Origin of the sequence: Parasphingomonas caseinilytica, assembly GCF_036663755.1 — a bacterium.
In the GTDB taxonomy this organism is placed as follows: Bacteria; Pseudomonadota; Alphaproteobacteria; order Sphingomonadales; family Sphingomonadaceae; genus Sphingomonas.
In genome coordinates this window covers 364,591-378,067 of the sequence record NZ_JAXOJL010000001.1, presented here as the reverse complement: position 1 = coordinate 378,067, position 13,477 = coordinate 364,591, and the positions used below count along the sequence as shown (strand labels likewise).

Annotated in this window: 13 protein-coding genes and 1 tRNA gene; 4 read left to right on the top strand and 10 right to left on the bottom strand. The window is 64.5% G+C overall.

The features are described from left to right. Positions 1 to 211 precede the first annotated feature (211 nt). From U1738_RS01680 to U1738_RS01670, 3 genes are read left to right on the top strand one after another with little or no spacing between them, the layout of a single operon-like run. Positions 212 to 1,150, top strand: a complete 939-nt coding sequence (locus U1738_RS01680) for a diacylglycerol/lipid kinase family protein (RefSeq protein WP_332787298.1) — start codon at positions 212 to 214, stop codon at positions 1,148 to 1,150. Beyond that, positions 1,147 to 2,061, top strand: coding sequence for a hypothetical protein (locus U1738_RS01675; RefSeq protein ID WP_332787297.1), 915 nt, complete (start codon positions 1,147 to 1,149; stop codon positions 2,059 to 2,061). The genes U1738_RS01680 and U1738_RS01675 overlap by 4 nt, the downstream gene beginning before the upstream one ends. Next, positions 2,058 to 2,852: an NTP transferase domain-containing protein gene (locus tag U1738_RS01670; RefSeq protein ID WP_332787296.1), complete on the top strand. Its 795-nt coding sequence runs from the start codon at positions 2,058 to 2,060 to the stop codon at positions 2,850 to 2,852. Before U1738_RS01675 ends, U1738_RS01670 begins: the two co-directional genes overlap by 4 nt. A gap of 25 nt (positions 2,853 to 2,877) precedes the next feature. Here U1738_RS01670 and U1738_RS01665 read toward each other — a convergent pair whose 3' ends face one another. The 5 genes from U1738_RS01665 to U1738_RS01645 form a co-directional block, all read right to left on the bottom strand. Beyond that, positions 2,878 to 3,891 (bottom strand): inorganic phosphate transporter, encoded by a 1,014-nt coding sequence (locus U1738_RS01665; RefSeq protein ID WP_332787295.1) that lies wholly within the window; start codon positions 3,889 to 3,891, stop codon positions 2,878 to 2,880. 12 nt (positions 3,892 to 3,903) lie between these two features. Further along, positions 3,904 to 4,986 carry a DUF47 family protein gene (locus U1738_RS01660; protein ID WP_332787294.1) on the bottom strand — a complete coding sequence of 361 codons (1,083 nt, stop codon included), beginning with the start codon at positions 4,984 to 4,986 and terminating at the stop codon, positions 3,904 to 3,906. Between the two features lie 80 nt (positions 4,987 to 5,066). Next, a tRNA-Pro gene (locus U1738_RS01655) sits at positions 5,067 to 5,143 on the bottom strand. A 293-nt stretch (positions 5,144 to 5,436) separates the two neighbouring features. Then, positions 5,437 to 5,703, bottom strand: a complete 267-nt coding sequence (locus tag U1738_RS01650) for a hypothetical protein (RefSeq protein ID WP_332787293.1) — start codon at positions 5,701 to 5,703, stop codon at positions 5,437 to 5,439. Positions 5,704 to 5,805: 102 nt separating this feature from the next. Further along, entirely contained in the window at positions 5,806 to 7,287 is a 1,482-nt protein-coding gene (locus tag U1738_RS01645; protein ID WP_332787292.1) for a M20/M25/M40 family metallo-hydrolase, read from the bottom strand. A gap of 447 nt (positions 7,288 to 7,734) precedes the next feature. On the opposite strand from U1738_RS01645, the gene ettA reads away from it, so the two are divergent. Beyond that, positions 7,735 to 9,414, top strand: a complete 1,680-nt coding sequence (ettA, locus tag U1738_RS01640; RefSeq protein ID WP_332787291.1) for an energy-dependent translational throttle protein EttA — start codon at positions 7,735 to 7,737, stop codon at positions 9,412 to 9,414. A gap of 106 nt (positions 9,415 to 9,520) precedes the next feature. Here the strand turns inward: ettA and U1738_RS01635 are convergent, their stop codons facing one another. From U1738_RS01635 to greB, 5 genes are all read right to left on the bottom strand, one after another. Then, the gene (locus U1738_RS01635) at positions 9,521 to 9,817 is read right to left on the bottom strand and encodes an acylphosphatase (protein ID WP_332787290.1); all 297 of its coding nucleotides are present in this window, start codon (positions 9,815 to 9,817) and stop codon (positions 9,521 to 9,523) included. Between the two features lie 137 nt (positions 9,818 to 9,954). Beyond that, positions 9,955 to 11,598 carry a M28 family peptidase gene (locus tag U1738_RS01630; RefSeq protein WP_332787289.1) on the bottom strand — a complete coding sequence of 548 codons (1,644 nt, stop codon included), beginning with the start codon at positions 11,596 to 11,598 and terminating at the stop codon, positions 9,955 to 9,957. Then, positions 11,598 to 12,383 (bottom strand): NYN domain-containing protein, encoded by a 786-nt coding sequence (locus tag U1738_RS01625; protein WP_332787288.1) that lies wholly within the window; start codon positions 12,381 to 12,383, stop codon positions 11,598 to 11,600. The genes U1738_RS01630 and U1738_RS01625 overlap by 1 nt, the downstream gene beginning before the upstream one ends. A 68-nt stretch (positions 12,384 to 12,451) precedes the next feature. Beyond that, entirely contained in the window at positions 12,452 to 12,832 is a 381-nt protein-coding gene (locus U1738_RS01620; protein WP_332787287.1) for a DoxX family protein, read from the bottom strand. 53 nt (positions 12,833 to 12,885) lie between these two features. Continuing rightward, complete coding sequence (greB, locus tag U1738_RS01615; RefSeq protein ID WP_332787286.1) at positions 12,886 to 13,389, bottom strand: transcription elongation factor GreB; 504 nt, start codon at positions 13,387 to 13,389, stop codon at positions 12,886 to 12,888. Positions 13,390 to 13,477 lie beyond the last annotated feature (88 nt).

The window sequence follows — 13,477 nt, the reverse complement described above, 5'->3', positions numbered from 1 at the left end:
ACATAGAACGGACGAGCCGCCGTTCAGCAATGGTTTGGTAGCAAGAAGCAACCAAATCGAGACGAACTCGTTACGGTTCTGTGACAGTACGAAAGATGCGCAATTGAAACTCGATCAACGCCAATTCGGTGCGACAGCGCCGGCTAAACGGATTCCCGAGCCGGCCGGAGCCGAATATCAACGGCGTCTGTGCCGACCTTGGCCTTCGCCGTTGCGCATCGCTACGCCGGCCGATGCCGAAACCCGGATCGCCGTGATCCACAATGCCCGTGCGCGCCATAACGTGCTGCGCGCCGCGCCGCTGTCTGTCGATGGTTGCGAACACGTCCGGCCGCAATCGCATGAGGAACTGGATGAGGCTTTGGCCTGCTTCGCCGCGCGCGGCATAAACGCCCTGATCATCGACGGCGGCGATGGCACCGTGCGAGACGTGATGTCGCTCGCCTCCCGCCATTATTCCGGTCTTTTCCCGCGCATCGCGATCGTGCCGTCGGGCAAGACCAATGCGTTGGCGCTCGATCTCGGCATTCCCAAACACTGGACCGCGAAGGATGCGATCGAGGCGATCCGTTTCGGCGGGGTCAAGGAGCGCGCTCCGATCGAGGTGTGGCGGCCCGGTGCCGAGCAGGCCGAGTTGCGCGGCTTCATCTTCGGCGCGGGTGCGTTCGTGCGTGCGACCGGCCTTGCACAGACCACCCATCGCTTAGGCGCATTCAACGGGCTGGCGGTCGGGCTGTCGATCGTCGGGGCCGTGACCCAAACCCTGTTCGGTGGGCGTGACAATAGCTGGCGGCGCGGCGAGCCGATGCGGGTCGCATCGGCGGACGGCACCGATGTCGACGGCGCGCATTACATGCTGATCGGCTCGACGCTGGTCCATATGCCGCTCAAGGTGCGTCCGTTCGGCGAGCCGCGCGCCGGACTGAAGTTGTTGCGGGTCGAGGGGTCGCCGCGAAAGATCATCGCCGCGCTCCCCGCATTGCTCGGCGGCGGCCATCCGCGCTGGATGACTCAGGCAGGCTATCATCGCGAGGATTCGGAGCGGTTCGATTTGCGCGTCGATGGCGGCTTCATTCTTGATGGCGAGACCTTCGCCGGTGGCGAAATCGCGCTGCGCCAGGGCTGCCCGATGCGGTTCGTAGTTCCATGACCGAAAAGCTCGCGCGGTTCGTCGCGCAGGAACTCGCCGCCCCGGTGCGTGCAGAAATCCGCGCTGTCGGCGAGGCTGTTCGCTCGCGTCTGAACGGCGTCGCGGTTTTGTTTTATGGATCGGCCTTGCGCACCGGCGACCTCGACGGCGTGCTTGATTTCTACGTGCTGACGGAGGAGGCCAGCGGATCGCTGTTACGCCGTGCCGGCATGCGCTGGCTCTGGCCGGACGTCAGTTTCCATGAAGTCGTCGTTGGCGATCAGGTGCTGCGCGCCAAGGTGGCGACCATGCCGATCGCCACATTCGAGCAGGCCACGCGCGGGTCGTTTGTCGATACGACGATCTGGACCCGCTTCGTGCAGCCTTCCGCCTTGCTGTCGGTTCGCGATGCTTTGGTCGCACGGCGCGTGAGGCAGGCAGTGGCGGATGCCGCGATCACCGCTGCGCGATTTGCTGGAGTGCTCGGTCCCGAACGCGGCGCGGCGCGCGACTATTGGCTGGCGCTGTTCCGCGAAACTTATCGTGCGGAAATGCGGGTTGAACCGCCCGGGCGCGAGAAGCAGATATTGATCTACGATCCGGCGCGCTACGAAGCGTTGCTGCCGATCGCGTGGGAGGCAGGCGGCATCGTCTTTGCCGACGATGGCGAAGCGCTGGCACCCTTTATCGCGTTCGAACCTTATCGGGCGCTTACCCAAGCTTGGCTCACCCGTGTGCGGCTCGGCAAGGCGCTGAACATCGCGCGGCTCGTCAAGGCCACCTTCACGTTCGAAGGCGCTGCACGTTACGGTCTGTGGAAGGTCCGTCGTCATACCGGGGTGGACGTTGCGCTTACGCCGTGGCGTGAGCGGCATCCGGTGCTGGCTGCACCCGGCGTGCTGTGGCGGGTGATGCGCACGCAATCCTCGTGATCCCGCGAGATAATCCGGCGGGCAGCTTCAACGCATTGATCCTCGCCGGATCGCGCGGCGGGGTGGATCCGGTCGCCGATTATGCCGGGGTTGGCGACAAGGCGATGATCGAGATCGCCGGTCGAACGATGCTCGCGCGGGTGGCCGATGCTGTTCGCGCCTCCGGCGCCGGGCGGATCGTCGTCGTGGCATCGTCTCCGGTCGTGCGCGCGCATTCCGAGATGCTGGGCCTAGAGGTGATCGACGCCGCAACGGGACCGAGCGCCAGTGCCAGGCGAGGTTTCGACCTGTTGGGTGCCCCGTTGCTGGTGACGACCGCCGATCATGCGCTGCTCGAACCGGAATGGGTCACGCGGTTCATCGCCGATGTCCCGGCGGACGCCGACGTCGCGGTGCTGCTCGCCAGGCGCGACGCGATCCAACAGGTCGTGCCGGAAACGAAGCGGACCTATCTGCGCTTCGCCGACGGATCGTGGTCGGGCTGTAATCTCTTCTACCTCGCGACGCCGCGCGCGGCATCCGCGATCACCCTGTGGCAATCGGTCGAGGCGGACCGCAAGCGGCCGTGGCTGATCGTGCGGCGGCTGGGGCCTGCCTTGTTGCTGCGCTATCTGCTCGGACGGTTGACCTTGGCGGCCGGACTGGCGCGGATCGGCGCACTGGCCGGTGTAAAGGCGGCGATGGTGCCAAGTCCGTTCGGACTGGCGGCGGTCGATGTCGATAAGCCGGCCGATCTGGATCTGGTGCGGCGATTGGTAGGCGAAACCGATCTCCAGAACGAGCCGGACTGACCTCTCCGCCGTGACGGAGGCGATCCTAGAACAGCGTCGTCAGCCCGTAGAACAGCGCCCCCACCGCAGCCGAGGCCGGGATCGTTATGATCCACGCCGTCACCACGCTCCGCGCCACGCCCCAGCGCACCGCCGAGGCACGTCGTGCCGTACCCGCGCCGATGATCGCGCCGGTGATCGTGTGCGTCGTCGAGACCGGAATACCCAGCGCCGAGGCCGAGAACAGGATGATCGATCCGCTGAGCGACGAGCTGAACCCCTGATGCTGCGACAGGCGGGTGATGCGGGATCCCATCGTCTCGATGATCTTCCATCCACCGGTCAGCGTACCCAGTGCGATCGCGATATAGCAACTGATCGCCACCCAGTGCGGCACCTCGAAATCGCCGTGCAGATATCCGGTCGAATAGAGCAGCACCGTGATCAGCCCCATCGTCTTCTGCGCATCGTTCAAACCGTGGCTCAGCGAGTAGGCGGCGGAGGACACCAGATGCAGCGCGCGGAAGCTCTTCTCTGCCGTTCGCGCGGTGGCGCGGTGGAACAGCCAGCTCGTGATCAGCATGATCAGCATTGCCAGGATCATGCCGAGCGTTGGCGACAGCACGATCGCGATCAGCGTCTTGTTCAGCCCGGCCCATTTGATGCCGGACAGGCCAGCATGCGCGACGCCCGATCCGATCAGACCGCCGACCAACGCATGGCTGGACGAGGACGGGATGCCCTTCAGCCAAGTCACCACGTTCCAGAACATCGCGCCGACCAGCGCCCCGAAGATCACCGCCGGCGTCACGAGATCCTTGTCGATCAGCCCCTTGCCGATCGTATCGGCCACGGCGTGGAGGGCAGGGAAGGCTATCGTCAGGAAATACGCCGCGAAGTTGAAGACGGCCGCGAACGCCACGGCCTTGACCGGGCTCAGCAGCCGCGTCGCCACCACCGTCGCGATCGAATTCGCCGCATCGTGCAGGCCGTTCAGATAATCGAATGCTAGCGCCAGCGCGATCAGCGCGACGAGCAGCGGGAAGGCGAGTTCATGCATGGTCCGGATCGATCAGGAATGATCGATAACGATGCCGTCGATCTGATTCGCGACATCCTCGAACGCATCCACGATCCGCTCCAGATGCTTGTAGATCTCGCGATCGACGACGAACTTCAGCGTGTCGCTGGTGCCGAATTCCAGGAACGTCTTCTTCAGGCCGGCGGCGTGGATCTCGTCGGCGTGGCCTTCCATCCGTACCAGCCGCTCGGTCAGTTCGTGCAGGCGCGGGCCGTTGGCACCGACGTCGCGCAGCAGCGGCATCGCCTCGGTCATCACGCGCGCGGCATCCACGACGATCGCGGCCATGTCCTTCATCTCGGGCTGGAACATCTGGACTTCGTACAGGCCGATCGCGTTGACCGCGGCCTGCATCTCGTCGATCGCATCGTCCATCGCCCCGATCAGGCTGCTGATCGCCCCGCGATCGAACGGCGTCAGGAACGTCTTGCGGACGGTCTGCAGCACTTCGCGCGTGATCTCGTCGGCGTCGTTCTCGCGTTCGATCACTTCGCGGATATGCTCCGCCGCGTTCGGGCCGCCGTCGAGCAGACGGGCGAGCGCGTCGGCCGCCTTCGTCACCGTCGCGGCATGCGCCTCGAACATTCCGAAGAAGTTACCCGTACGAGGCAACAAACGCTGAAACCAGGCGAACATCGATCCTACCTTTGATTGGGTGACTGCGGCGGTGAAGCCGGTGCGCCGCGCGGCGGCCTTGAATTCAGAAGCACCGAACGAGCGGATCAATTCGCGCAGATCCGGTTCTTCGACGGCGCCGGCCGCCTCGGCCAGCGAAAACCAGCGCCGCTCGCGCTGGTCCTGTTCCTTCCACTTGGGAAATTCACGCGTGACGGCGAGCGGGAAGACATCGACATCGATCATCAGCGACGCCCCGCTGCCGCGTTTCTTGCGATAGCGATAGGAGCCGAGCGGGGTAGGGCAGACCGGGCCGGATACGCCGGCCTCCTCCTCCGCCTCCTGCAAGGCGGCGGCATGTGGGCCGAGGCCCGCCATCAGATTGCCCTTGGGAATGACCCATCTCTTCGTCTCACGCGACGTGACGAGCAGAATCCGAACGCCGGATTCCGCAGCCACGCCTTCGGTACGATAGGGCAAGGCGGCGATCTGACGAATGCGTGGAACCCCTGAACTGGCGTCGGGCCGTCAGGCCGGAATGGTCGGGGAGACAGGATTCGAACCTGCGACATCCTGCTCCCAAAGCAGGCGCGCTACCGGGCTGCGCCACTCCCCGACGCGAGGGAGCGCTTAGGCGGGGTTGCGCCGGGGTGCAAGGTGAAAGGCGGGGTTGACGGCTGAACCTGACGCTCACGGCCGCGAGAGGGTAATAAGAACGCCTCGTGGTGCCTCGTGGCGCGTCGCGGCGAAGCCGCGCCGTCGGTCGGCGCTTGGGCGCCGCCGGCCGGTTGCGCCGCTGATGGCGCCGTAGCTTCGCTACGTCTTGGCGGCGCAACAAAAAAGGGCGCCCCCTTTCGGGAGCGCCCTTCGTCGAAACAAATCCATCGGGCCGCGCAGGCCCGATAGGACTTACTTCATGTTGTCTGCCTTGGCGTCCGCTGCGTCGCGAACGTTGTCGGCTGCCGCGTTCAGGTTGTCGGCGGTGTTCGACAGTGCGTCGGCCGCAACGGCGTTCGACGTGTTGTCAGCCAGCGCGTCGATGTTGTCGGCGGAAGCTTCAAGGTTGTCTGCGGCGATGTCGGCGTTGTTCACGACGGCTTCGGCCTCAGGGGACTTCGTGCAAGCAGCCACGGACATCAGGCCGGCGGCGGCGAGAACAAATGCGATCTTCTTCATGCGGTTGCTCCCAAGCATAGCAATACTCGCGGCCAGCTCGATTGCCCCCCGCGAACCCCTGCAAATAACGGCGTTTGCGGAACCGTCAATCGCAAACTCCGATCAAGACGGTCGGGATTCAGGCTGTGGCAAGGAGACGGAGCGATTCGGTTCGTCTCTTTTTATCGCGACAGGCCCGATATCCTCGGGCGCATTCGCCACCACCGCGAGCATCGCCGTCCATGCCGCGACATTCTGCGCGAGCTGCGCAGGATCAATCCGGTCCAGCGTATCTTCGGGCGTGTGGTGATAGTCGAAATAGCGCTGGCCGGACTGGTTGAGGTCGATTCCCGCGACGCCGGTCGCCAGCACCGGCTCGACATCGCTGCCGCCATGCGCCGCGTCCTTGCCCTTGACGATGCCGAGCGGGGCGAGTGCCGCACCGACGCGCTCGCCGACCGGCTTGGCGGCATCCGGCAAGCTGGCCTGATAGCGCCAGACGTTATCGGCACCGAAATCGGATTCGGCCGCCAGCACGTGGCGATCGCCCTTGTGCGCCTCGGCATAGGCCCGGCCGCCGAATCCGCCGACTTCTTCCGACCCGAACCAGACGACGCGGATCGTACGCTTCGGGCGCGGCCCGTCGAGCAGGCGCTTGGCCGCCGCCGCGGTGATCGCCACGCCCGCGCCATCATCGATCGCGCCGGTGCCGAGATCCCAGCTGTCGAGATGTCCGCCGATCAGCACGATGCCGGCCTTGGCGTCGCTGCCCGGCACTTCGGCGATGACGTTGCCCGATTCGTGCGTACCGGTCTGCTGCGGGGTGAGGACGAGCTTCAGCGTAACGGGCTTGCCGCGCGCCACCATGCGCGAGAGGTTGTCGGCGTCCGACGTAGACAATGCTGCGGCCGGGATCGGCGTCACGCCGGCGGCGAAGTTGGTCAGGCCGGCATGCGGCCCGCGCCCGTGATCCGACCCGATCGAGCGAATTACGATCGCCGCCGCGCCTTTGCTCGCCGCCACGTTAGGCCCGGTGAAGCGCGCCGCGCCGAACTGGCCATAGGTCGATCCGTCCTGCGTCGCGACCATCGCATTCGATACGAACGCGATCTTGCCCTTCAGGCTGCCGTCGGGTGCGGACTGGAGATCGGCGAAGCTCAGGAAATAGACGACCTCGGCGGTGAGACCCTCAGGAGGGGTCGCGCCGGAATTGCCCAAAGCGGTGACGTGGAATTTCTGCGGGAAGGGGGAGACAGTTTCCGCCGTCTCGGTGCCGCGCACCCACACCGGCATCTGGTAGGTCTCGATATGCACGTTCTTGAAACCGAGCGACTTCAGCTTGACGACCGCCCAGGCGCGGGCGCGGGCCTCCGCCTCGGTGCCGGCGAGGCGCGGGCCGACTTCGGTCGTCAGCCCCTCGACGATGTCATAGGCCACTTCGTCCTTCAGCGCCGCGTCGCGCAGCTTCGCGACGGTCGGATCCACCTTGACCGGCGCGGGCAGGGTGGTGCGCTGCTGTGGGCGCGTTGGTGCCGGGGTTTGCGCGGACACGGACGCGGAAAGGGCGGTGCCGGCCAAAGCGGCGAGCATGAAAGTGCGGTTCATACGAAAACTCCGTCGTGTGGCGACCCGGTCAGCACCGCTGTCGGATGCGAGGCTTAAAGCGAACCGGCCCGGCAGGACATCCCACAAACACCGCCCCCGAGAACTAGGTCGAAAAACCACTCTGTCCTACAGGCCATTGGTCATGCCACCATGGGATTATGCCCCATCCAGCACCCTCGTCTCGATCCCGAACTGTCCCGGCTGGCCTGCCGGATCCGTTGTCCGCTTGCCTGGTGCAAACGCAGATCGTGTGACTTTGTGTGAACTTCCGAGTCGTTGAACCCGGCCAAACCCGCCCGGCACGACCGGCAAAGATTCGACCCGCGATTCGGGTGAAGGCGTTCCAACCCACGCATCCCTCGCGCAGGTTTGCCAATCCGCCCTGCGGCCATTACATCGCCACCCGACTTCCCCGCAGACCATTTCGCTAAGAACGGAGCAATTCCCGTGGCCGCTCAATACGCCTTCGTCATGAAGGACATGACCAAGACTTTCCCCGGCGCACCCAAGCCGGTGCTGAGCAACATCAACCTGCAATTCTATCAGGGCGCCAAGATCGGGATCGTCGGCCCCAACGGCGCCGGTAAATCCACGCTGATGAAGATCATGGCCGGCGTGGACAAGGATTTCACCGGCGAGGCGTGGCCGGGCGAGAATATCTCGGTCGGCTATCTCGAACAGGAGCCGGAACTCGATCCGACCAAGACGGTGCTCGAAAACGTCAAGGACGGCGCACGCGCGGCGGCGGATATGGTCGATCGCTTCAATGCGATCTCGGCGGAGATGGGCGATCCCCAGGACGACACCGATTTCGACGCGCTGATGGAAGAGATGGGCGACCTGCAGGCCAAGATCGATGCGATCGACGGCTGGTCGCTCGACAGCCAGCTCGAACTCGCGATGGAGGCCTTGCGCTGCCCGCCATCGGATTCGCCGGTTACCAGCCTGTCGGGCGGTGAGAAGCGCCGTGTGGCGCTCACCCGCCTGTTGATCCGCAAGCCGTCGATCCTGCTGCTCGATGAGCCGACCAACCATCTCGATGCGGAAAGCGTCGAATGGCTTGAGAATCACCTGAAGGAATATGCCGGCGCGGTGCTGATGATCACCCACGATCGCTATTTCCTCGACAATGTCGTCGAATGGATCCTCGAGATCGATCGCGGCAAGTATTTCCCGTACGAGGGCAATTACTCGACCTATCTCGAGAAGAAAGCCAAGCGCCTCGAACAGGAAGATCGCGAGGAATCGGGCCGCAAGACCGCGATCCGCAACGAACTCGAATGGATCCGTCAGGGTGCCAAGGCACGCCAGACCAAGTCCAAGGCGCGTATCGCGAACTTCGATCGCCTGGTCGAAGCGCAGCAGAACCGTACGCCGGGCAAGGCGCAGATCGTCATCCAGGTGCCCGAGCGTCTGGGCGGCAAGGTGATCGAGGTCGAGAACGTCTCCAAGGCGTATGGCGACAAATTGCTGTTCGAAAACCTGTCCTTCACGCTGCCCGCCGGCGGCATCGTCGGCGTCATCGGGCCTAACGGTGCGGGTAAGTCGACCCTGTTCAAGCTGATCATCGGCAATGAGACGCCCGACACCGGCACGATCGACAAGGGCACCACGGTGCGGCTCGGCTATGTCGACCAGAGCCGCGATCACCTCGATCCGAAGAAGAACGTCTGGGAGGAAATATCCGACGGGCTGGATTACATGAAGGTCAACGGCCACGACCAGTCGACCCGTGCCTATGTCGGCGCGTTCAACTTCAAGGGCGCGGACCAGCAGAAGAACGTCGGCAAGCTGTCGGGCGGCGAGCGCAACCGCGTCAACATCGCCAAGATGCTGAAGCGTGGCGGCAACGTCCTTCTGCTCGACGAACCGACCAACGATCTCGACGTCGAGACTTTGGGCGCGCTGGAAGAAGCGATCGAGAATTTCGCCGGTTGCGCGGTGGTGATCAGCCACGACCGCTTCTTCCTCGATCGCCTCGCCACGCACATCCTGGCGTTCGAGGGCAATTCGCATGTCGAATGGTTCGAAGGCAATTTCGCGGCGTACGAGGAAGACAAGCGCCGCCGCCTCGGCGACGCGGCGGACCGGCCTACGGCGCTGGCGTACAAGAAGCTGACGCGCTGATCGGGAGGGGAGGCTGAAACAGGCCTCCCGTCATCCCCGCGAAGGCGGGGATGCTCGCCTTCACGAGGATGACGCCGGCCATCGGAGCAATCCGGTGGCCTCGTTGTCAGGCCCCAAGCCGCTTCGTGAACCCTTTCAGCCGCGCATCGTTCGCGGCGTGGATTTCGACATTATCGACGCGGGCCAGCGCCGGACCATCGTGCAACAGTTCGATCATCTTCTCGACCACCGCATCCTCGCCCGAAACCACGACCTCGACCGATTTGCCGCTGTTGCGGACATAGCCGGTGATGCCCAGCACCCGTGCCCGCGTGACCGCCCAGTTGCGATAGCCCACGCCCTGAACCTTGCCGGTTACGATGATTCGGTGTGCTGCCATGTCGTCAATGTCTGTCGCCTTCATCCGTGCGACCCCCGCCCGGTTTCTTTGGCGATGGCTATCAGCTGGCGACGGCCGGCACAGATGGGCGACGGATTCCCGTCGCGATTCGAGCAGCTTCTGGCGTCAAACGGTCGCCAGACACGACGATCCGTTGCCGGTCATTTACGCGCCGCGCGGGTTTTCCCCCGCAATTGGGCAAATTCCGAGCCCGCACTCCATTCCGGCCAGGTGCCTGCCTTCGCCAGTCGCGAGCCCATCGCATGGAACAGCGCCACATCCTCCGCCGCACCGCGCAGATCCCAATCGGCCGACCATTGATCGCACGTCTTGTGATAGCAGGCCATGTACGCATCGAGCCACGCTTGCCCCGCCGCCTTGCCGCCGACCTTCAGGTCCGGTGCGCCACCCAGCGCCATCAGCAGCAGTGAGGGCACACCCTTGCGAACGACCGAGAAGTGATCGGCGCGGTAGAACAGGCCACGTTCGCTGAACGTCTCCGGCGTGATCGTGCGGCCCTGCGCCTTCGCCGCATCGGCCAGCAGCGCATCGAGCGAGGAATTGCCCGCGCCGACCAGGATCACGTCTTTTGCCGGGCCGGCGTTCTGCAGGATGTCCAGCGTCAGGTTCGCGGCATTTGTGGCGAACGGATAGACCGGGTGGGTAGCGTAATATTCCGAACCGAGCAGGCCGCGTTCCTCGCCGGTCCACAGCGCGAAGACCAATGAACGATCCGGCACCGGGCCGGCCTTGAACAACCGAGCCAGTTCGAGCACGCCGGCCACGCCCAGCCCGTCGTCGTTCGCACCGGGACGGATCGTCTTGCCGGTCGCATCGGGTTGACCCTTGCCGTACGCGTCCCAATGCGCGCCGAACATCACGCTCTCGGCCGGACGTTTCGCGCCGGGGATCTTGGCGAGGACGTTGGCGCTTTCGATCCGATCGACCTTCACCGGTAGCGAGGCCGCGAAGCGCAACGGCAGGGCGACCGGCTTGAAGCTGGCCGAGCGGGCAGTTTTGCGCAGAGCGTTCAGGTCCAGCCCGGCATCGGCGAACATCTTGTCGGCGACGTCATGAGCGATCCAGCCCTGCAGTGGCACGCGGCGATCTTCTGGGCCGCGGGCGATGTCGTAATTCTCGCCTTGATTGGCGGAGACGGTGCTCCAGCCATAACCTGCGCCGCCGGTGTCGTGGACGATCAGCGCCGCGACCGCGCCACGCCGCGCCGCCTCGTCGAATTTGTAGGTCCAGCGACCGTAATAGGTCATACGCTTGCCGCCGAACCGGCCGAACGCATCATCGCCCGCAACGGCCTCGAAATCGGGGTCGTTGACGAGGAAAACAGCGACTTTGCCCTTGAGGTCTGCGCCCTTGAAATCGTCCCACTTCGCTTCCGGCGCGGAGACGCCGTAGCCGACGAACACCATCGGTGCACCGGCGATATCGATCTTCGGCGCGACACCGACGGTCGTGAGATTGAGATCAGCCGGGCGGATCAGCGGAATGCGCTTGCCGTCGGCGGCGATCAGCGCGGTGTCGCCCTCGCCGAGGCGGGTGTGGATCAACGGCACCTTCTGCACCCAGGCGCCGCCGGGGCCACCCGGTTGCAGGCCGAGCGCCTTGAATCGCGCGATGAGGTATTCGATCGTCTTCGTCTCGCCCGGCGTACCGGGGTTGCGGCCCTCGAATTCGTCGGAGGCCAGCACCCTTACTGTTTCCGACAGGCGCGCGGGATCGACGGAGGGTGGTGCCTTGGCCGCGCCGATTAACGACAGCGCCATCAGGCCTAGGGTGATCCTGCGCATCATCGTACTCGCTTCACATAGGTGCGCCCGTCCTGCACTTCGCTGCGGAACTCAGGCAGGGTGGCGATCAGGTCGCCGAGCTTGGCGAAGCCGTAGCTACGCACGTCGAAACTGGAACGGTTGCCCGCAATGCGCCCGACTTCGGACACACTGGCGAAACCGTCGGCGTCGCGCTTCGCCGCTTTCCAAGCGTCGCCGAGCAGTTTGAGCAATTCTTCGCCGACCGGCAGCGGTTTATCCTTAGCCGGAGCGGGCATGGAAGCGGGGGCGGCTCCCTTCACCGGCGCGGGCTTGGCGCTCGATGCCTTGGGCGAGATGGCCGGGGGCAGGGGCATTTCCTCCTGCACGGCGAGGCCGGTGACATCGATGAAGCGCGTACAGGCCTGGCGAAACCCCTCCGGCGTGCGCGACGATCCGAAGCCGTAGACCGGTAATCCCTCCTGTCGGATGCGCATGACCAGCGGCATGAAATCGCTGTCCGACGACATGATACCGAAACCGGTCACGCGACCGCGATAGAGCAGGTCCATCGCGTCGACCGTCATCTTCATGTCGGTGGCATTCTTGCCCTTGGTGATGTCGAATTGCTGTTGCGGCTCGATGCCGTGCTTCAGCGTCAGCGCGGCCCAGGTCTTGAGGCCCGGCTTGCTCCAATTGCCATAGGCACGGCGCACGTTGACCGATCCGAGATCGGCCAGCACCGTCAACACCGGATCGAGCGAGGATGGCTGGGCATTGTCGGCGTCGATCAGAAGCGCGACGTTGCGGGAAGGTTCGTCGCTCAATTCCGTCTCCTCGAATTTCGGAGAAGCGGTATCAGGCGGTTGGGGGGCGTGTCACCCCCCGTGGGACCTCATGGTCGGGAACGCATTGCATCCACGCTCCAGGCGCCTGCGCCGGCCGCTGCGAGGTACAGGAAGATGAAGCAGTAGAGCATCACCGGTTCGCCGCCGTTGACGCTGGGGAAAAGCGATTTCGGTGCGTGGACCATGAAATAGGCGGCGGCCGACATGCCGGCGAGCACGAACGCGACCGGACGCGTCAGCAGACCCAGCACGATCAGCGCACCACCGACCAGTTCCAGCACGCCCGCAACCGTCAGCAGCGGGTTCATCGGCATTGGGAAGGGCGGAAGGTTGAAGAATTTCGACGTACCGTGATGCAGGAAGCCGAGACCCGCGACGATGCGCAGCAGAGCAAGCAATTTGGGCGACCAGGTGGCGGGAATGGGCATGGCAAATCTTCTCCGTTACGCGTGACCGATCGTTTCACTTCCGTACGGACGCGTCAATTCCCGCCTGCGAAACCTTCCGGTGACGGATAGGTGATCGCCATCACCTCATATTCGCGCTCACCGCCGGGCAATTCGGCGCGGCGGACGTCCCCGATGCCTGCACCGCGTAGCGCTCTGGCGAGCGGGGCGTTCCAGCCGATGCGGCCTTCGCCGGCATCGGTCTCGTCATCGCCGACGAGTGTTAGTGTGCGATGATGATCATCCTCGTCGGCGATGGTGACGGTGGCACCGAAATAGATTTTCGAGCGATCGGGCTGCTGGGCCGGATCGATCACCTTGGCTGCCTTCATGCGACGCGCGAGAAAGGCGGCGCGACGATCGATCTCGCGCAGGCGTTTGCGGCCGTAGATATAGTCGCCGTTTTCGGACCGGTCGCCATTGCCGGCCGCCCAGGAGATGACATCGACCAGCCTGGGGCGCTCTTCGCCGAGGAGTTGCCGGTATTCGGCGCTTAGCACTGCGTAACCGGCGGGGGTGATGTAGTTCGGGCGATCCATATTCTCACCCTAAACCAGCCGAATTCGTCATCCCAGCGCAGGCTGGGATATTTATGGGGCTGGCGTTGCGTATTCCCCAATGAGACCC